The sequence below is a fragment of the Roseomonas gilardii genome, from assembly GCF_001941945.1.
Lineage (GTDB): Bacteria > Pseudomonadota > Alphaproteobacteria > Acetobacterales > Acetobacteraceae > Roseomonas.
The window spans coordinates 220,579-238,038 of record NZ_CP015583.1 but is presented as its reverse complement, the minus strand read 5'-3'; the positions used below and the strand labels follow the sequence as shown (position 1 = coordinate 238,038).

The following is a 17,460-nucleotide window of genomic DNA, read 5'->3' as shown; positions in this document are numbered from 1 at the left end:
GGCGATGCGGCAGGGCCGACCCCTCCCCTCCCTCTCCCGGCTGCGGCCCATTCGGGAGATGGGGCCGGAAGGGCGGCGCAGGCTGGATATCCTCCTGCGCGTCCTGGCGGCCCTGCCCGGCGGCTACGTCCTGTCCGCCCTCTTCGCCACCGCCGTGGCCATGCTGCCCATGGCGCGCATGGACGCGGTGCTGGCGGGGATGATGGGGAGCTTCGCGGTCTATGCCGGCGCGATCGTCTGGGTCTTCGCCGCGCGCTCGGCCCTGCGTGCCTGGATCGGCCTCGGCATCGTGGCGGCCCCGCTGCTGGTCCTGCTCCTGCTTCAGGGAAACGCGCCGTGAAGGACGGCTTCCGCCAGTGCATGGCCTGGCTGCACACCTGGTCGGGCCTGCTGGTCGGGTGGGTCCTGTTCGCCGTCTTCCTGACCGGCACGGCCGCCTATCTCCGGCCCGAGATCTCCTACTGGATGCGTCCGGAGATCGCGCGCTCCAGCGCCAGCGCCCCGGATGCGGCCGTCGCGGCCATGGCCTATCTGGAGACGAAGGCCCCCCGCTCGCCCGCCTGGTTCATCACGCTCTCCGATACGCGGGAGGGCGTGACCCGCGTCCTCTGGCGCGCCCCATCGGCCACCGGCCGCGGCTTCCAGAGTGAGTTCCTCGATCCCGCCACCGGCCAGCCGGTCGAGGTGCGGAAGACCATGGGCGGCGACTTCTTCTACCGCTTCCATTTCGAGCTGCACTACATGAGCGTGCTGTGGGGACGCTGGATCATCTGCGTCTGCACGCTGTTCATGCTGGTGGCCATCGTCAGCGGCGTCATCACCCACCGCCGCATCTTCGCCGACTTCTTCACCTTCCGCCCCGGCAAGGGCCATCGCTCCTGGCTCGACGCGCACAATCTCGGCGCCGTGCTCGCGCTGCCCTTCCACCTGATGATCACCTACACGGGCCTGGTGATCTTCATGCTGATGCTCATGCCCTGGGGCATCGACCGCACCTATCCCGGGGGGCGCAACGCCTTCAGCGCCGACCTCTTCGGCAGCCCGCCGGCCTCCCGTCCCTCCGGGCAGGCGGCGCCCCTCGTGCCGCTGGCGCCGCTGCTGGAACAGGCGATGCAGCGCTGGCAGGGCGGCGAGGTGGGGCGCATCGCGGTGACCAATGCCGGCGACGCCAGCGCCACGATCCAACTGGTCCGGCGCGATGCCGACCGCATCTCCACCGCCATGCAGAGCCTGCTCTTCGAAGGCGCCACCGGCCGGCTGATCTCCGCCCAGGACCAGTCCAGCGCCGTGATGGAAACGCGGGGCGTGATGTACGGCCTGCATCTCGGCCGTTTCGCCGGCCCCCTGCTGCGCGGCCTGTTCATCCTGTCCGGCCTCGCCGGCACGGCGATGGTGGCCACGGGCTGCCTGCTCTGGGCGGTCAAGCAGCGGCAGCAGGCCGCGAAGAAGGGCGGGCCGGGCTTCGGCACGCGGCTGGTCGAGCACCTGAACCTCGCCGCCATCGGCGGCCTGCCCGTGGCCATGGGCGCCTTCCTCTGGGCCAACCGGCTGCTGCCGGCCGGGCTGGACGGGCGTGCCGACTGGGAGATCCACGTCTTCTTCATTGCCTGGGGCGCCTGCCTCCTGCATCCGCTGCTGCGGCGCGGGCGGCGGGGCTGGGTGGACCAGTTCACCCTGGCGGCCCTGCTTTTCGCCACCCTGCCGGCCGGGAACCTGCTGCTGGGGCTGCACCCCCTGTCCGAGACCCTGGCCCGGGGGGACTGGGTGCGCGCCTGGTTCGATCTCGGCTTGCTGGCGCTCGGCCTGGGCCTGGGCGCCATCGCCTGGAAGGTGGCGCGGCACCGGGCCCCACCCCCACGGCTCCGGACCCTGCATCGCCGCCCGGCGGCGGAAGCCGTCCCGGCGAAGGCCGGATCATGACCGGCCTGGGCTTCGTCTCTCTGAGCTTCGCCCTGGCCTATGCGGGCTTCACCGGGCTCTGCCTGGCGATGGAGCGCCATCACGAGCAGGTCTTCGGGGTACGGCGGATTCCCCGGCTGCGCCGCCTTGGCCTGACCGGCGGCGGCTGGCTGCTGCTGGCGGGATCGCTCCTGCTGCTGCTGACCGCCCAAGGGGCCGGGGCCGGCATCACGCTCTGGCTCGGCCTGTTGACCGCGGCGGCGCTGGCGCTCGCGCTGTTGCTGTCCTACGCCCCGCGCCGGGTGCCCGCCGTCACCCTGGCCTTCGCCGTTCTGGCCGGATCAGCCCTGCTGCTACCGGCCTGACGGCGCCGGCGGCCCTGGCCTCAGGCTTCGCCGGCCTGAAGCCAGTCGCGCAGCAGGTCGCTGAGCAGATCCGGCTCCTCCAGGGCGGGCATGTGGCCGCAATTCGGGATGACGTGGAGGGTGGAACCGCCGATGCCCGCATGCATCTCCTCCGCATGCTCCACGGGGGTCACGCGGTCATCCTCGCCCACGACAACCAGCGTCTCGGCGGGCAGGGAGGACAGCGTGGGACGTGCGTCGGCGCGGGTCATGATCGCCATCTGCTGGCGGAGGAAGGCCTCTCCGCCGACCCGCAGGGCCATCGCCCGCATCTCGCCCGCGACATGGCCCTCGACGTGGCGGGGATGCACGAGGTCGCCGAGCAGCCTGCGGGTGATGCCGACGAACTTCCCATGGCGGAGCGAGGTCATGCCCGCCTGCCGCTGGGCGATGCGCTCGGGGCTGTCAGCCCGCGCGCTGGTATCGACCAGGGCCAGGCGCCGCACGCGCTCCGGCGCCTGCCGCATGATCTCCAGCGCCACATACCCGCCCATCGACAGCCCGACGAGCGAGAAGCGAGGCGGCGCCGCCGCCAGGGTGCGCCGCGCCATGGCGGCGATGGAGGCATCCAGCGTGAGGTCCGCCACCATCGGCGCGGACATGTCGGCCAGCGCCCGCACCTGATGATGCCACAGGGCCTGGTCGCACAGCAGGCCGGGCAGGAAGACCACCGGCTCCAACGGCCGGATGGTCGCGGGCGCCATCATGCCGGGCGGCAGTGCGGTCGTTCTGTCCAGATCGAAGGCCAGGCTCATGTGGTTCAGCTCCTTGGCCCGGAAGATGGAACTTGCCCGCCTCATCTGTCCAATACATGGTGCAGGCATTCTCGATATGTTTTGGAGATGATGTGGAGCTGCGTCACATCCGCTACTTCCTGGCCGTTGCCGAGGAAGGCCACTTCACCCGCGCCGCGCAGAGGCTCGGCATCGGGCAGCCTCCCCTCAGTCAGCAGATCAAGGATCTGGAGGCGGAGATCGGTGCCACGCTGTTCCATCGTGGTCCGAAAGGTGCGGAACTCACCACCGCCGGCAGGGTGTTCCGGGATCGCGTCCACGCCGTTCCCGCCGAGGTGCAAAGCGCGACCGAAGCGGCGCGCCGTGCCGCGCGCGGCGAGATCGGCACGCTCAGGGTCGGCTTCACGGGGTCCGCGGCCTTCAATCCCCGGGTGCCGCTGTCCATCCGCACCTACAGGCGGCGCTACCCGGATGTGGAACTCAGCCTGCGGGAGGCGAATTCCAACGGCCTTGTCGAGGCGCTGCGCGCGGGCAGCCTGGACGCCGCCTTCCTGCGGCCGGAAGCGATCGATCGGGATGGGCTCAGGCTCCATGCGCTGGAGGAGGAGCCCCTCATCGCCGCGCTGGCATCCAGCCGCATGGCCCATGAGAAGCCTGTCCGCCTGAGCGACCTCGCCGCCGATCCCTTCATCATCACGCCGCGCGCGCTGGGCCCGACCCTGTTCGGTGCGACGATCAATGCCTGCCGCAAGGCCGGGTTCGAGCCGATCATCGGCCAGTCGGCGCCACAGGTGGCCTCCGTCCTGGCTCTGGTCGCGGCCGAGCTCGGTGTCGCGCTCGTCCCGGCCTCCATGCGGGACGCGGCGATCCGGGGCGTGACCTATCACGACATCGAAGGCGAGACGCCGGTGACGGCCCTGGCGCTGGCGATACGAAGCAACGAGCGCTCCCCCGCCGTGGCGGCCTTCGTGGCCGAGGCACGTTTCCTGGGCGGGCGGGCCGACGCATCCGATCGCTCGCGGAGCGGGGACGCGGAATGACAGCCGGGGGGCGTGCCCGACCATGACGTGGCGGATGATCCAGCCGTGCCCGGCCTATGTCACCCCGGAAGCCATCGAGGCTGGCCACGGGTGGAAAAGCCGCCATCCGTGACGCCTATCGCGGCAGTTGCGCGGCCTGCCGGTGCAGCTTGGTCAGGATCGCATCCAGCGCGGCCAGTTCCGCCGGGTCGAGCGCCCCGGCCAGCTCGGCCTGCAGCGCACAGGCGCGCGGCACGATGCGGCGGTACAGCGACAGGCCGCGCGGCGACAGGCGCAGGAGATGCGCGCGCTGGTCGCCCGGCAGCGGCTCGCGCAGCAGCAGGCGGCGGTCGTCCAGGCGGATCACGGCACGGCTGACCTTCACACGGTCCATCTCCGTCCGCCCGATCACGGCCTGGGTGGAAAGGCATTCGCTCTCGCCCAGAACCGCCATGACGCGCCATTCGGAAACGCCAAGGCCGAACTCCTCCGCATAGCGTGCCGCGAAGGCCTGGCTGACGCTTTCCGCCACCACGGACAGGCGATAGGGCAGGAACTCGGCCAGACGCAGCGGGCCGCAATGCTGGCACAGCGCCGTCGCGGCGCAGGCGTTCGGTTCCGGCATCGGTGAATCCCCGCTATCATTTCATATGATATCATATAGAAACTCCGGCCAGGCGGCCTCCGGTCCGTTACCGGAACCGGTCGCAGGACGAGACCGGCCCCGGGAGAGGGCCGACCGGCAAAAGGGAGTGTCCATGAACGACCACCGCATCGCGCGCCGATCCATCCTGGCGGCGAGCCTGGGCCTGGGCGGCGGCCTCGCCATGCCGTCGCTGCGCCACGCCCTCGCCGCCTATCCGGACCGGCCGATCAAGTGGATCGTCCCCTATGCCGCGGGCGGCGGTTCCGACGTGATCGCGCGGCTGGTGTCCGTCGGCCTGTCGCAGCGGCTCGGGCAGTCCTTCGTGATCGATAACCGTCCAGGCGGCGCCACCAACATCGGCGCCGAGGCTGCGGCGAAGGCGGCACCGGACGGCTACACCGTGCTGACCGCCGACAACGGCACGCTGGTCTTCAACCCGGCCCTGTTCAGGAAACTACCCTATGACGTGGACCGCGACTTCCGTCCCGTCGGGTTGCTCGCCCGCTTCCACATGGTGCTGGCCGTCACGAAGGAAGCCCCGGCCCGCAACGCCCGCGATTTCGTCGAGCGCGCCAGGGCCGCGCCGCGCGGCATCAACTACGGCTCCGCCGGCATCGGATCGCCGCACCACCTGACCATGGCTCGCCTGGCCCGCGAAACCGGGATCGAGCTGACCCATGTCCCCTATCGCGGTGTCGCGCCGGCGCTGAACGACCTGCTGTCCGGCAATGTGGAGGCGATGGTGGTGGACTACGCCGCCGGCGGCGAATACCTGCGCTCCGGCCAGATCAGGCCACTGGCGGTCTTCTCGGACACCCGCATCGCGGGCTTGCCGGACGTGCCGACAGTGCAGGAAGCCCTGGACCTGCGCGGCTTCGAATCCTACGCTTGGCAGGGCCTCGTACTGCCGAAGCGCACGCCCGATGCGGAGGCCGATCGCCTTTCCGCGACCCTCGCCGCGACGCTCCAGGACCCGGCGACCGCCACGCGCATGCGCGACATCGGCCTCGAACCGCTTCTGGGCGGACCGGAAGCCTTCCAGTCCCTGCTTGCCAGCGAGCGGAAGATCTGGGTGCCGCTGATCCGCGAGCTCGGCGTTTCGCTCGATTGATCCGGATAGGCGGTGCCGGAACGCCGCTCCCGTGGCTGGCCCCGGGGGAGGCTCCGCCAATTCCCGAAAGCAGGTGGATCAGCGGGGGCTCCCGAAGAGGAGAAAATACTCTTCCCGCGCTGGCGACGCCCAGAGTCGCCGGGAAGCCATGCTTCCCGGCGCGATCCGGCGCCAGCAAGAGCCAACAAACCGGGCCCAGGGTCCGCAGGATCCTGGCGGATGGGGGGCCAAAGGGGGAGTTCCGGGGGCGAAGGCGGAGCCTTCCCCCCAGGGACGGCGGAGCGCACCAACGCCCCGCCGGCGTGGCTCAGGCCGTCTTCTCCATGTTCCAGAAGAACTGCACCGGCGAGAGCACCATGCCCTTGAGACTGTCGCGATAGGCCATGGGCTGCTGCACCAGCCCGCCCGGGGCATAGGGCACCACCTCGAAGGCCCGGCGCTCGATCCGCGCCGCGATCTCCTTCTGCTGCGCGGCGTCGGCGGTGGCGATCCACTGGTCGCGCAGCCCCTCCAGTGCCTCGTCCTTCGGCCAGCCGAACCAGGCGGCCTCGCCATTGGCGCGGATCAGCGGATGCAGTGCCGGGTTCAGCACGTCGGCACCCGACCAGAGCGTGTGGAAGACCGACCAGCCGCCCTGTTCCACCGGGCCGCGGTTGGAACGGCGGCCGATGAAGGTGGCCCAGTCGGTGGAGACCAGGTCCACCACCATGCCGAGATTCTTCAGCAGCTCCTGTGTCACCAGCGACTGGTTGTAGGCGATGGGCTGGTCGGCGGGGGCGAGGAGCACGACCTTCTCGCCCTTGTAGCCCGCCTCCTTCAGCATGGCCCGGCCCTGCTCCAGGCTGCCCCGCATCGCCTCGGCCCCACCGGCACCGGTGGACATGGGGGAACCCGGGGTGAAGAAGGTCTTCGCTTCCCTGTAGTATTCCGCACTGCCGACCACCGCCTGCATGTAGTCGTCCTGCCGCATCGCCATCATCACGGCGCGGCGGACACCCGGATTGTCGAAGGGCGGCTGCGCGTGATTGAAGCGCATCAGCAGGATCAGGCCGAGCGGCACGTTCTGGATGCGGATGTTCGGGTTCTGCTTCAACACCGGCAGCAGGTCGATCGGCGGCTGCTCGTACCAGTCCACCTCGCCCTGCACCATGGCGCCCACGGCGGCGGCGGGCTCGGTCAGCGCCAGCCATTCGATGCGATCGATCTTGGCGACCTTGCCGCCCGCGGCCCAGGAGGGCGCTTCCTCGCGCGGCCTGTAGGCGGCGTTGCGGGTATAGATGGCGTTCTGCCCCGGGATCCATTCCTTCGCCTCGAAGCGCCAGGGGCCGGAGCCGGTGGCGTCGGCGATGGGCTTGCTGGCATCGGACTGGGCGACACGCTCGGGCATGATGAAGGGCACGTTGGAGGACAGCTTGCCCAGCGCCGCCGGCAGCATGGGAAAGGGCCGCTTCAGCCGCACGGAAAAGGTGCGCGCGTCGTCGGCATCGTAGCCCTCGACGAAAGCGGCGAAGGTCTGGCCGAAGGCGTCGCGCTTCGACCAGCGCTGGATCGAGGCGATGCAGTCCTGCGCCCGCACCGGCTGTCCGTCATGGAAGGCGAGGCCGTCGCGCAGGTGGAAGGTCCATTTCAGCCCGTCCGGCGCGGTCTGCCACTCGCTCGCCATCTGCGGCCGGATCGCGAACGTCTCGTCGGTGGCGAAGAGCGTGTCGTAGATCAGGTAGCCGTGGTTGCGGATGACGTAGCTGGTCGCGACGATCGGATCGAGCGAGGGCAGCGGGGTCGAGGGGATGAAGCGCAGCGTGGCGCTCTTCCCGCCTTGCGCCCGCGCGAAATGCGGCCGGGCGAGCGTGGCGCCCCCGGCAAGGGCGGCGGCACCGGAGAGAAGGGTGCGGCGGTGCAGTGTCATGGCGGATGACTCCTGCGCGGCCGGTCCGTCCCGGCACGCGCCTGATGATGGCTGTGTCGGGGGCTGTGCCGGGACGGGTTGGCGGATCAGGCCGCCTGGGGCAAAGCGAGGTCCGCCGGCAGCTTCGGCCGCTTCGCCAGCGCCGCCCGCATCAGGGCCTCGACCTCGGCGCGCTCGGCCTCCGGCAGTTCCAGGCGCGGCGGGCGCGTCAGGAAGGTGCCGCGGCCCATGATGTGCTCGCAGAGCTTGATGCACTGGACGAGGTCGGGGCGCGCATCGAGGTGCAGCAGCGGCATGAACCAGTCGTAGAGCGCCCGTGCCTCGGCATAGCGGCCTGCCTTGGCCAAGCGGAACAACGCCTCGCCCTCGGCCGGGAAGGCGTTGGACATGCCGGAGACCCAGCCCTCGGCGCCCAGCATCACGCTTTCCAGCACGGTGTCGTCGAGGCCGGCGAACATGCGGAAGCGGTCGCCCACCATGTTGCGCAGGTCGGTGAAGCGGCGCGCGTCGCCCGAGGATTCCTTGAAGCAGACGATGGTCTCGCAATCCGTCAGCGAGGCCAGGATCGCGGGCGTCACGTCGTTCTTGTAGATGGGCGGGTTGTTGTAGACCATCACCGGCAGGTCGGTGGCCTTGGACACGCCGCGGAAATGTGCGGCCGTCTCGTGCGGCTTGGAGGAATAGACCAGCGCCGGCATCACCATGATGCCGTCCAGCCCGATGCGCGCGGCCTCCTTCGCCATCGCCGACGCGAAGGGCGTGGTGAACTCGGCGATGCCGGCGATCACCGGCACGCGGCCGGCGGCGGCGTCCTTGGCCGCCTCCATCACCGCCACCTTCTCCTCCTTCGAGAGGGAGCAGTTCTCGCCCACCGTGCCGCAGACGATCAGGCCCGAGACGCCGTCGCGGATCAGCGCCTGCATCACGCGATGCGTCGCCTGGACGTCCAGGCTCAGGTCGTCGCGGAACTGGGTGGTCACGGCGGGGAAGACGCCCTGCCAGTCGATCTTGGCGGTCATGGCTCGGTTCCGGCGGTCACGGGATTGCGGGTGGCGTCTTCGTAGATTTTATACAATATCCAAGTCAACAGGTTTTTGCGCCGGATGACAGGCACACCTGCCGGTGCCACATCGGGCGCTCCACTCGCCCGGCGTCAGGCCGGGCGGGTGGGAGAGGAGAGTGGATGAACGTGCCGCTGAAACACCGCACCGTCTCGGCCGCCGTGCTGGAGGAAATCCGCCGCCGCGTGCTCGACGGTCGCTACCCGGCCGGCGCGCAGCTCCGCCAGGACAGTCTGGCCGAGGAATTCGGCGTCAGCCGCATCCCCGTGCGCGAGGCGCTGTTCCAGTTGGAGGCCGAGGGCTTCGTCCGCATCTCGCCGCACAAGGGCGCCACGGTCGCCGCCCTCTCGGCGGAGGAGGTGGGCGAGGCCTTCGAGTTGCGCGCCCTACTGGAGCCGCGCCTGCTGGAACATTCCGCGCCGCGCCTGACCGGGGCGGATTTCGCCGCGCTGGACCGTATCGTGGCGGACTATTCCCAGGCCCTGGCCGAGGGCGAGACCGGGCGCTGGGGCGAGCTGAACACGCAGCTCCACCGCCTGCTCTACAGCCGCGCCGGCAAGCCGCGCACCGAGGCGCTGGTCGCCAACCTGCTGCAGGAATGCGACCGTTACACGCGGTTGCAGCTTTCCGCCGACCCGACGGAACTGGCGCGCGCCGACCGCGAGCACCGCGAGATGGTGCGCCTTTGCCGCCAGGGCGAGGTCGCCGCGGCCGTCACCCTGCTGCGCGCCCATGTGGCGCATGTGGCCGGGGCGCTGGAAGCCTTCCTTCGCGAACGCCCCCTGCCCGCCACTCCGGCCTGAGCTGTCGCCCCTGCCCGGGACGGCCCATCCGCTCAGGCAATGTCACCGCTGTGGCTGCTCCCGAACCATGACGCGCCGAGGGCCGGCAAACGCCATCCCTTCGCATCATGCGAATGGCGGAATGCATGGGCCCCCGGGCATGTCCGGCCCAGCGGCGGGGCTGCGCTCCGGCTGTCACCAAGTCGGTGACCTGCTGAAAGAGGGAGGTCAGTAATGCCGTGGTGGCGGTGGCGGCCGGCGATGGACGCGCCGGCGACGGCGGCGGGGCGGCGGAGGCGGCGGACGACGGGGTGGGTGCGGTGGGCCGCCATGGGGGCCACCGGGAGGTCCACCGGGGGGACCGCCCGGTGCGGGTTGGGCCTCGGCCTCCGGTGCGGTCAGCGCCACCACCGGCGCAACCGACAGGCTCGCCAAGAGGCCGAATAACAGGCGGCGTCGTTCCACGGAGGATCTCCTGTCGTCTCGGGGCCCGACCCTGGCCGGCGGTCATCGGCCAAGTGTTCGAATCCGTGCCCGGCCGATAGGTTAGATCATCCATCGCGCGAGCAGAATCCCCGTCCGGACACGTAAATCGGGAATTCGAGCGGTGTGCCTCGTGCGTCCGCGGATTCAGGCTTCCGGGTGATCCGTCCTAGCGCCGCAAGGTGACGAGGCTGCCATGGATCCATCCCTCGGGGCTGGAATCTCCGACCTGATACCACCCGCCGGGAGCGGTGCCGAAGATCGTCAGGCTGGTCCCGGCCGGCACCACCCGCAGCACCTGCCCGCCGCCATTCGGATGCGCGCGGAGATTCCCCGGCTGCCGCATCGACAGCGTGCCGGAAGCGCTCTGGGCCGCCGCTGCCGGAGTGCGCTGCTGTGCCGGGTCCCTGTCCGCCCCCTTCGGTACCACGACGGTGGTGGTCACCTGCGTCACCTGCGGCAGGTTGGCCGGGACCGGCGGCAGGAGCGGCGGGGCGGCCTGCCGCAGGGTGGGCTTCGGCCCGCCTTCCTCCCGGCAGCGGGAGACGGTCTCGACATAGACCCGCGTCGCCTCGACATCCGACAAGGCGACATGCTGTTCCAGCGCCGGGTCCGCGCCATCGGGATAGGTCACCACGGTCACGAAGGGCACGAAGGCGCCGCTGGCGCCCTTGGCGTTGACCTGTCCGCAGACGGCCACCGTGTTTGGCATCGCCTGGACATAGCTCTGCACCGCGCGGAGCTCCGGCTGGCCATAGGAGGCGAGTCCGGCGCGCAGGGCGGCCTCCGTGGCCGCCTGGGCTTGCGTCAGGCGGTCAGGCCCGCCCCCGTCCTTGGCGTCCTTCTCGTTGCAGGCGGCCAGCGCGGCCAGCAGGGCCAGGCCGGTGCAGGCGCGGACGATTCCCGGTCCAATGACGGCTTTCACGGCACCCGATCCTCCTGTCCCGTCGAGGGCCTCCGGCCCATGGCATGGCAGGACGCCGGCCGCGCCGGAACAGCGTCGCCATACCCGACAAGCCGGCCACTCGCGGACAGAACGCCGCTGCCATCGTAACGTTTGGCCGGACCGGCGGAAATTCACCGGCGCGATGCCCTATGGGCCAGGGAACACGGCCCGGCCAGGCGACGGGTGGCGCGGCCGGTGGAAGCGTCCTCCGCCCACTGTGCCTTTCGTCAGGCGCCCCCGCCGGCAGTGCCCGGGGGCCGCGCGGCGGATGGCCTCAGAGCAGTGACTTGGCGCGCTGCAGGACCTGGTCGCACAGCTTCTGCCCGAGCTCGCTCTTCAGGCTGGCGAGGTCGAAGCTCTTGCCCTGCGCGTCCAGCACGCCCTTGGAGCCTTCGACGAAGCCCGGGTTGCTGCTCTGCTTCGCGGTGCCGCCGAGCTTGCCCAGGAGCTGGTCCTTCACCGAGGCCGCCTCCGCGCCGCCGGTCAGGCGCTGCTGCACGCAGTACTGCATGAGTCCCGCGATGTTGCTGCTGCTGGCGGCGGCCGGGGACGGCACCGCGATGCTGCCGAGGCTGTTGCCGGCGGCGTTCTTCAGCGTGTCCATCAACTGCGCCCGCGCGGGGGTGACGGCAGCGGGCGCGGCGGCCAGCAGGGCCATGGCGGCGAGGCCTGTCACGAGATGTCGCATCGGCGTCTCCTTACCTTCCGGGAGGCGGTGACGGAGCACAGGCCGCCCCCCGGCACAACCCGGGTCGGCTACAGGATTTCGTGCGCGGCCGGAAAGGGCGAGGCGCGGGCTGCCGCCTCGCCCGGCACGGCTATTTCACCGTCTGCGCCGCGGTGAAGGCGAAATTGGCGTAGCTGTATTCCGCGACGCGGAACCAGAGGAACTCCTCGTCGCGGTACTTGCGGTAGCTTTCCCAGATCCGCTTGAAGCGCTCGTTGCGGTTGCCGATCTCGTCATACAGTTCGTTCGCCGCCTTCCAGGCCGCGGTCATGACGTCGCGCGGCCAGGGACGGAGCTGCGTGCCCGCGCCCACCAGCCGCCGCAGCGCCTCCGGATTGCTCTGGTCGTAGCGCGAAAGCATGTCGGTGTTCGCCTCGGCGCAGGCGGTCTCCAGCGCCGCGCGGTAATGCGGCGGCAGCGCGGCCAGGGCGCGCTGGTTGACCAGGAGGTGCGTCTGCGCGCAGGGCTCGAAGAAGCCCGGATAGTAGTAGTAGGGCGCGACGCGGGCGAAGCCGAGCTTCTCGTCGTCATGCGGGCCGACGAATTCCACCGCGTCGATCGTGCCGCGTTCCAGCGCCGGGTAGATGTCGCTGGCGGCGAGCTGCGTCGGTACCGCGCCCATCTTGGCGAACATGTCGCCCGCCAGGCCGGCAATGCGGAACTTCAGCCCCTTCACGTCGTCGAGGCCCTTGATCTCCTTGCGGAACCAGCCGCCCATCTGGGCGCCGGTGTTGCCGAGCATGAAGGGCACGGCATTGTAGTCCTTCAGCAGCTCCTCCATCAGCGCCTGGCCGCCGCCCTGCTGGTACCAGCTCGTCTGCTGACGGTCGTTCATGCCGAAGGGCACGACGGTGAAGAAGGCGAAGGAGGGATCCTTGCCGGTGTAGTAGTAGGTGGCGGTGTGGCAGGCCTCCACCGTGTTGTTCTGCACGGCATCCAGCGCCTGCAACCCGCCCACGATCTCGCCCGCCGCGAAGAGGCGGATCTGGAACCTGTTGTCGGTGAGCTGCGCCACGCGCTTCGTCATCTTCTCGGCCGTGCCGTAGAGGATGTCGGTGGAGCGGGGGAAGGAGCTGGTCAGGCGCCAACGGACTTCCGGCATGCCCTCCGCGCCGCCGGCGGGCGCCGGGGCCTGGGCGGCGGCGGGCAGGGCGGGCGCGGCCGCCACGGCGGCGGTCAGCAGGGCACGGCGTTGCATGGGGGTCCTCCCGAAACCGGTTCTTGCCGCAACAGCAGCAGAGAACGAGCGGAAGCGCCAGAGGTAGGCGGCGAAGTGGGCGGCGAGGTGGGCGGGCGCGACGCCGGCCCGGTCCGCCTCATCCACTGGGTGCCCCGGAGGCCCTGGCCCCTCCGCCGATATGCCATAGCCTGCCGGGGATGACGCGAATCGATGCAGCACCGCCCCCCTCCCGCGGACCCGTCCGGCCATGACCATGTGGTTCGACGCCTTCGTGCCCGCCTTCGGGCTGATCGTGCTCGGCATGCTGCTGAAGCGGCGCATGCTGCGCGACGGCGCGGTCTGGGCGGGCATCGAGCGACTGGTCTTCTATGTGCTGATGCCGGCGCTGCTGGTGTCCTCGATCTCCTCGGTGGACCTGCGCAACCTGCCGTTCGGCGGCATGGCGGCCAGCATCTGGGTGGCGCTGCTGCTCGGCACCGCCCTGGCGCTGTTGCTGGCCCGGCTGATGCGGCAGGGGCATGCCAGCGCGACCTCGGTGCTGCAGGGAGGGATCCGCTTCAACAACCTGGTCGCCTTCGCCGTCACCGGCGGCGTCCTGGGGCCGCCCGGCGTGGCGCTGGGCGGGGTGACGACCGGGCTGATCGTGCCCTGCGTGCAGCTCATCCTGACCATCGCCTTCGCCATGGGCGGTGAGCGCGGCTGGCCGCGCCCGGCCTCGGTGCTGCGGCAGGTGGCGCTCAACCCGCTGATCCTGGCCTGCCTGCTGGGCTTCGCCCTTTCCGCCCTCGGCGGCCTGCCGCCGGGGGTGGGGCCGCTGCTGCATGCGCTGGGCGGCGCCTCGGTGGCGCTTGGCCTGCTGGCCGTGGGGGCGGCGCTGACCCCGGGGGCGCTGTGGGACCGGCCGCTGCTGCAGAATCTGGTGGCGGCGCAGAAGCTGCTGCTGATGCCGCTCCTCACCCTGATGCTGACGCGGCTCTTCGGCCTCGACGCCCTGGCCTCCTCGGTCGCCGTGCTGTTCATGGCGATGCCGACCGCCACGACAGGCTATGTCATGGCGCGCGCCATGGGCGGCGACGCGCCGCTCATCGCCGCCATGACCACCGGACAGCATATCCTGGCGGTGCTGAGCCTGCCCTTCTGGGTCTGGCTGCTACTGCCCTGACCCGCCGGACGCCGCCGTCGGGCCTGACCCGCACAACGGCTCCCTTGGTGGCTGGCTCCGGGGGAGAGGCGCTGCCTCGCCCCCGGAACCCCCACACCGCCGGGCTTTCGTTGGCTCCGCATGGCGGCCGTCAGCCTGATCCCCGATCCCTGGGAGCAGGCGGAAAGGTGGGGCTCCCGAAAAGAAGGAAAAACACCTGTTCGCGCTGGTGCCATCGGCAGTCCGCCAGAGAGCATGGCTCTCCGGCGCGATCCGGCGCCGGCAGGTGCCAGCTCATCGGGTCCAGGGCGCGAAGCGTCCTGGCGGATAGGGGGTCCGGGGGACAAGGCGGAGCCTTTCCCCCCGGGACGGCGCAACGCCGGAACAGCCGGGCGAACCCGGTCCGGGATCAGTCCCGCAGGTTCGTCGGATCGTGCAGGGTCATGCGACCGGGGGGCAGACCGTGCAGGGCGCGGAGGAGCTGGCTGGCGAGGCAGGCATCCTCCAGCGCGCCGTGCTGGTCGCTTTCCCGGGCGAGGCCCAGGGCAGCCGAGGCGGCATCCAGCCCGGCGCGCTGGCCAGGGCGGTAGAGGCGCCAGGCGCGCAAGGTGCAGTATTCCCCCTGCCAGGGCCGGGTGAGGCCCAGCCGGTCGAATTCCCCGCCCAGCATGCGGCGGTCGAAGGCGAGGTTGTGCGCGCAGGCCACGGCCCCCTCGAAGAAGGCCGAGACCTCCCCGGCATGGGCCTCGAAGGCCGGCTGGCGGGCCAGGAAGCGGTCGGTCAGGCCATGGACCCGCACCGCGCCCGGGTGGCAGCGGCGGCCCGGCGCGAAGACGAGATGCAGGGTCGCCACCACGTCCAGGGCGGGATCGAGCCGGACCGCGCCAAGGGAAACGACCCGGTCGCCGATGGTGCAGCCGGTGGTCTCGGTGTCGAAGACGACCACATCACTCTGCAGGGAAAGCACGGGGTGCGCCGGGGCGGGTTTCGTGGCGAGGTCCATCATTCCCGCCATCCTAGGACAGCCCGGCGCGATCCGGTAAGGGCGGGGCCGTCCGGTCCCGCCCAAACCGGCGGCCTTCCCGCCGGTTTCATGGAGAGCAGCAGGAGAGGAACGGCGCGGGAATGCAGCAGGATATCCCGGAGGACTGGCTCCGCCCGCCGGATCTGGTCCGGGCAAGGCAGGTGCAGCGGGAGATGGCGGCCCGGGTGGTGCGCGAGGATGCCTTCGGCCCGGTGCACCGGCTGGGCGGGGCGGATACCAGCCTGGACCGCTTCGATCCGGCGCAGAGGATCTTCGCGGCGCTGGTCACCCTCGATCCGGATGGGAGCGGCGCCGGCGTGGAGAGCCAGGCGGCCGTGCTCCGTGCCCCCATGCCCTATGTGCCGGGCTTCCTGGGCTTCCGCGAGGTGCCGGTGCTGGTGGAGGCCTGGCGACATCTGGAGCGGAAGCCCGATCTCGTGATGGTGGACGGGCACGGCGCCAGCCATCCCCGCGGGCTCGGCGTCGCCTGTCATCTCGGCGTGGTGCTGGACGTGCCCACGATCGGCGTGGCGAAGTCGCGCCTCTTCGGCCATCCGGACGGCGAGTTGGGGCCGGAGCCAGGCGACCGGGTCAACCTCGTCCATGAAGGGCAGGTGCTGGCGGTGGTGCTGCGGACGCGGCGCCGCTCCAACCCCGTCTATGTTTCCGTGGGGCACCGGATCTCGCTCGCCAGCGCGGTGGAATGGGTGCTGCGCGGGCTGCGTGGCTACCGCCTGCCGGAAGCGACGCGACAGGCCCATCTGGCAGCGAACGCGGCGCGTCTCGCCCTGGGAATGCATGCGGAGGTGCCCGGCGTGGCGGCAGGGTCCGCCACTTGACCTCCGCTGCTCCCGTGTCATCTCCCGGCCGTCCTTGTGCAACGTCCTTCCCTGGCCTCCGGTGGCGCGGGCATCGACCGGCCGGCCCGGGTCCAGTAGGCATCGGGGCGACGGCGGCAAGACGGAGCGAGGCATGAGGGGTTTCAAGGCGGTCCTGTTCGACTGCGACGGTGTCCTGGCCGATAGCGAGCATCTGGTGGACCGGGTGCTGGCGGAGGACCTGACGGCGCGCGGCTGGGCGCTGACACCGGAGGAGTCGGGCGCCGTCTTCCTCGGCATGGCCCTGCCGGACATGGCACCCGTGGTGAAGGCGAAGCTCGGCCATTTGCCACCGGACTGGACGGAGCAACTCAAGCGCAAGGTGACGGAAACCATGGCGCGGGAGGTGCCGCCCGTGCCGGGGGCGGAGGCGCTGCTGCAAAGGCTGAGCCGCTCCCCCCTGCCCCTCGCCCTGGCCTCCAATTCCTCCCGGCTCGAACTGTCCGCCAAGCTCGGCCGGCTGGGCTTCGCGCCGTTTTTCGGCGACCGGATCTTCTCCTTCGAGGATGTGGCGCGGCCCAAGCCGCATCCGGACATCTACCTCGCCGCGGCGACGGCCTGCGGCGCGGCACCGGAGGACTGCGCGGTGATCGAGGACAGCCCGACCGGCGCCCGCGCCGGGGTGGCAGCGGGCTGCCGAGTCCTGGGCTTCTGCCGCAGGACGGAGCCGGAGGCGCTGCGCGCCGTGGGCGTTTCCGCCCTGTTCGAGGAGCTTTCGGAACTGCCCGGCCTGCTCGGGCTGGACGAGGAGGCGGCGTGATGGGGGGCATCCTGGACCTGGGCCAGCTCTATCCCTGGACCAAGGCGCTGCACCTGATCTCGGTCATCGCCTGGATGGCCGGCATGTTCTACCTGCCGCGCCTCTACGTGTACCACAGCGACACCGCGCCGGGCTCGCCGATGAGCGAGACCTTCAAGGTGATGGAGCGCCGGCTGCTGCGCGGCATCATCAACCCGGCGATGATCGCCACCTGGATCTTCGGCCTGACCCTGGTGATGACCCCGGGCGTCGTGGACTGGAGCGCGGGCTGGTGGCACGCGAAGATGTTCGGCTTCCTGGCGATGAGCGCCCTGCACGGCTACCTCGCCGTCCAGCGCAAGCACTTCCTGGCCGATGAGCGCCGCCATTCGGCGACCTTCTGGCGGGTGGTGAACGAGGTGCCGACCGTGCTGCTGGTGCTGATCGTGATCATGGTGATCGTGCGGCCTTTCTGAACCTGGCTTCGCCGGCCGGCACGCGGTCTTTCACGGCCGCCAAGGCGCCCGGCTCATCCATCTCGCGTAAAATCACAGAAATGTGATGATGCAACTTCCCGTTGCCGCACTGCAAGGACCGGCCTGCGTTCAAGTCGCCACGCATGATCTCATGGGAGCTATGGACGCAACCGCGCGGTTTATATTGCGAAATACCAAACACTCACCGCAGGATTTCTCCCTGGCAAAAGCCCACGCTGCAAAAATGCAACAGTTGAACAGGCAGGTTGTGGCCGTTCTGCCGCAACTTCATGATAGCCGGGCA

Annotated in this window: 18 protein-coding genes; 10 read left to right on the top strand and 8 right to left on the bottom strand. The window is 70.5% G+C overall.

Going from position 1 to position 17,460, the window contains the following annotated elements; genetic code table 11:
- Positions 1 to 4: 4 nt before the first annotated feature.
- Genes RGI145_RS01085 through RGI145_RS01075 form a run of 3 tightly spaced genes read left to right on the top strand, consistent with a single transcriptional unit; the run spans position 5 to position 2,264 of the window.
- The gene (locus RGI145_RS01085) at positions 5 to 340 is read left to right on the top strand and encodes a DUF3649 domain-containing protein (RefSeq protein WP_083671014.1); all 336 of its coding nucleotides are present in this window, start codon (positions 5 to 7) and stop codon (positions 338 to 340) included.
- Positions 337 to 1,920, top strand: a complete 1,584-nt coding sequence (locus RGI145_RS01080) for a PepSY-associated TM helix domain-containing protein (protein WP_208863906.1) — start codon at positions 337 to 339, stop codon at positions 1,918 to 1,920. Before RGI145_RS01085 ends, RGI145_RS01080 begins: the two co-directional genes overlap by 4 nt.
- Positions 1,917 to 2,264, top strand: a complete 348-nt coding sequence (locus tag RGI145_RS01075; protein WP_075796882.1) for a DUF3325 domain-containing protein — start codon at positions 1,917 to 1,919, stop codon at positions 2,262 to 2,264. Before RGI145_RS01080 ends, RGI145_RS01075 begins: the two co-directional genes overlap by 4 nt.
- Positions 2,265 to 2,284: 20 nt before the next feature.
- Here RGI145_RS01075 and RGI145_RS01070 read toward each other — a convergent pair whose 3' ends face one another.
- Positions 2,285 to 3,058: an alpha/beta fold hydrolase gene (locus RGI145_RS01070; protein WP_237183154.1), complete on the bottom strand. Its 774-nt coding sequence runs from the start codon at positions 3,056 to 3,058 to the stop codon at positions 2,285 to 2,287.
- 92 nt (positions 3,059 to 3,150) lie between these two features.
- Here RGI145_RS01070 and RGI145_RS01065 point away from each other — a divergent pair, with 92 nt between their 5' ends.
- Positions 3,151 to 4,077: a LysR family transcriptional regulator gene (locus RGI145_RS01065; protein ID WP_075796881.1), complete on the top strand. Its 927-nt coding sequence runs from the start codon at positions 3,151 to 3,153 to the stop codon at positions 4,075 to 4,077.
- A gap of 115 nt (positions 4,078 to 4,192) precedes the next feature.
- On the opposite strand, the gene RGI145_RS01060 is transcribed toward RGI145_RS01065, so the two are convergent.
- Positions 4,193 to 4,681, bottom strand: a complete 489-nt coding sequence (locus RGI145_RS01060; protein WP_075796880.1) for a MarR family winged helix-turn-helix transcriptional regulator — start codon at positions 4,679 to 4,681, stop codon at positions 4,193 to 4,195.
- Positions 4,682 to 4,814: 133 nt separating this feature from the next.
- On the opposite strand from RGI145_RS01060, the gene RGI145_RS01055 reads away from it, so the two are divergent.
- A complete protein-coding gene (locus tag RGI145_RS01055; RefSeq protein ID WP_075796879.1) occupies positions 4,815 to 5,813 on the top strand; it encodes a Bug family tripartite tricarboxylate transporter substrate binding protein in 999 nt (332 codons plus the stop codon).
- Between the two features lie 307 nt (positions 5,814 to 6,120).
- Here RGI145_RS01055 and RGI145_RS01050 read toward each other — a convergent pair whose 3' ends face one another.
- Both RGI145_RS01050 and RGI145_RS01045 read right to left on the bottom strand, forming a co-directional pair.
- Entirely contained in the window at positions 6,121 to 7,719 is a 1,599-nt protein-coding gene (locus RGI145_RS01050; RefSeq protein WP_075796878.1) for an ABC transporter substrate-binding protein, read from the bottom strand.
- Positions 7,720 to 7,805: 86 nt separating this feature from the next.
- On the bottom strand, positions 7,806 to 8,738 hold the full coding sequence (locus RGI145_RS01045; protein WP_027280827.1) for a dihydrodipicolinate synthase family protein: 933 nt from the start codon (positions 8,736 to 8,738) through the stop codon (positions 7,806 to 7,808).
- 164 nt (positions 8,739 to 8,902) lie between these two features.
- Between RGI145_RS01045 and RGI145_RS01040 the strand changes: the two genes are divergently transcribed.
- Positions 8,903 to 9,583: a GntR family transcriptional regulator gene (locus RGI145_RS01040; RefSeq protein WP_075796877.1), complete on the top strand. Its 681-nt coding sequence runs from the start codon at positions 8,903 to 8,905 to the stop codon at positions 9,581 to 9,583.
- Positions 9,584 to 10,214: 631 nt separating this feature from the next.
- Here RGI145_RS01040 and RGI145_RS01030 read toward each other — a convergent pair.
- The 3 genes from RGI145_RS01030 to RGI145_RS01020 all read right to left on the bottom strand — a co-directional run bounded on the left by RGI145_RS01030 (position 10,215) and on the right by RGI145_RS01020 (position 12,916).
- Positions 10,215 to 10,970, bottom strand: coding sequence for an SH3 domain-containing protein (locus tag RGI145_RS01030; RefSeq protein ID WP_075796875.1), 756 nt, complete (start codon positions 10,968 to 10,970; stop codon positions 10,215 to 10,217).
- 295 nt (positions 10,971 to 11,265) lie between these two features.
- On the bottom strand, positions 11,266 to 11,679 hold the full coding sequence (locus tag RGI145_RS01025; RefSeq protein WP_075796874.1) for a DUF2501 domain-containing protein: 414 nt from the start codon (positions 11,677 to 11,679) through the stop codon (positions 11,266 to 11,268).
- A 130-nt stretch (positions 11,680 to 11,809) separates the two neighbouring features.
- Positions 11,810 to 12,916: a TRAP transporter substrate-binding protein gene (locus RGI145_RS01020; protein ID WP_075796873.1), complete on the bottom strand. Its 1,107-nt coding sequence runs from the start codon at positions 12,914 to 12,916 to the stop codon at positions 11,810 to 11,812.
- 229 nt (positions 12,917 to 13,145) lie between these two features.
- On the opposite strand from RGI145_RS01020, the gene RGI145_RS01015 reads away from it, so the two are divergent.
- A complete protein-coding gene (locus RGI145_RS01015) occupies positions 13,146 to 14,060 on the top strand; it encodes an AEC family transporter (RefSeq protein ID WP_075796872.1) in 915 nt (304 codons plus the stop codon).
- A gap of 388 nt (positions 14,061 to 14,448) precedes the next feature.
- Here the strand turns inward: RGI145_RS01015 and RGI145_RS01010 are convergent, their stop codons facing one another.
- Positions 14,449 to 15,045: a 3'-5' exonuclease gene (locus tag RGI145_RS01010; protein ID WP_075796871.1), complete on the bottom strand. Its 597-nt coding sequence runs from the start codon at positions 15,043 to 15,045 to the stop codon at positions 14,449 to 14,451.
- A 119-nt stretch (positions 15,046 to 15,164) separates the two neighbouring features.
- On the opposite strand from RGI145_RS01010, the gene nfi reads away from it, so the two are divergent.
- The 3 genes from nfi to hemJ all read left to right on the top strand — a co-directional run bounded on the left by nfi (position 15,165) and on the right by hemJ (position 17,156).
- Positions 15,165 to 15,902, top strand: coding sequence for a deoxyribonuclease V (gene nfi / locus RGI145_RS01005; protein WP_075796870.1), 738 nt, complete (start codon positions 15,165 to 15,167; stop codon positions 15,900 to 15,902).
- A gap of 133 nt (positions 15,903 to 16,035) precedes the next feature.
- Positions 16,036 to 16,701 carry an HAD family hydrolase gene (locus RGI145_RS01000; protein ID WP_075796869.1) on the top strand — a complete coding sequence of 222 codons (666 nt, stop codon included), beginning with the start codon at positions 16,036 to 16,038 and terminating at the stop codon, positions 16,699 to 16,701.
- Positions 16,701 to 17,156 (top strand): protoporphyrinogen oxidase HemJ, encoded by a 456-nt coding sequence (gene hemJ / locus RGI145_RS00995; protein WP_075796868.1) that lies wholly within the window; start codon positions 16,701 to 16,703, stop codon positions 17,154 to 17,156. Before RGI145_RS01000 ends, hemJ begins: the two co-directional genes overlap by 1 nt.
- The last annotated feature ends 304 nt before the right edge of the window (positions 17,157 to 17,460 follow it).

Coding starts and splice junctions, on each gene's coding strand:
- RGI145_RS01085 (WP_083671014.1), top strand. CDS start 5: ATGCGGCAGGGCCGACCCCTCCCCTCCCTCTCCCGGCTGCGGCCCATT.
- RGI145_RS01075 (WP_075796882.1), top strand. CDS start 1,917: ATGACCGGCCTGGGCTTCGTCTCTCTGAGCTTCGCCCTGGCCTATGCG.
- RGI145_RS01070 (WP_237183154.1), bottom strand. CDS start 3,058: ATGAGCCTGGCCTTCGATCTGGACAGAACGACCGCACTGCCGCCCGGC.
- RGI145_RS01060 (WP_075796880.1), bottom strand. CDS start 4,681: ATGCCGGAACCGAACGCCTGCGCCGCGACGGCGCTGTGCCAGCATTGC.
- RGI145_RS01055 (WP_075796879.1), top strand. CDS start 4,815: ATGAACGACCACCGCATCGCGCGCCGATCCATCCTGGCGGCGAGCCTG.
- RGI145_RS01050 (WP_075796878.1), bottom strand. CDS start 7,719: ATGACACTGCACCGCCGCACCCTTCTCTCCGGTGCCGCCGCCCTTGCC.
- RGI145_RS01045 (WP_027280827.1), bottom strand. CDS start 8,738: ATGACCGCCAAGATCGACTGGCAGGGCGTCTTCCCCGCCGTGACCACC.
- RGI145_RS01040 (WP_075796877.1), top strand. CDS start 8,903: ATGAACGTGCCGCTGAAACACCGCACCGTCTCGGCCGCCGTGCTGGAG.
- RGI145_RS01025 (WP_075796874.1), bottom strand. CDS start 11,679: ATGCGACATCTCGTGACAGGCCTCGCCGCCATGGCCCTGCTGGCCGCC.
- RGI145_RS01020 (WP_075796873.1), bottom strand. CDS start 12,916: ATGCAACGCCGTGCCCTGCTGACCGCCGCCGTGGCGGCCGCGCCCGCC.
- RGI145_RS01015 (WP_075796872.1), top strand. CDS start 13,146: ATGACCATGTGGTTCGACGCCTTCGTGCCCGCCTTCGGGCTGATCGTG.
- RGI145_RS01010 (WP_075796871.1), bottom strand. CDS start 15,045: ATGATGGACCTCGCCACGAAACCCGCCCCGGCGCACCCCGTGCTTTCC.
- nfi (WP_075796870.1), top strand. CDS start 15,165: ATGCAGCAGGATATCCCGGAGGACTGGCTCCGCCCGCCGGATCTGGTC.
- RGI145_RS01000 (WP_075796869.1), top strand. CDS start 16,036: ATGAGGGGTTTCAAGGCGGTCCTGTTCGACTGCGACGGTGTCCTGGCC.
- hemJ (WP_075796868.1), top strand. CDS start 16,701: ATGGGGGGCATCCTGGACCTGGGCCAGCTCTATCCCTGGACCAAGGCG.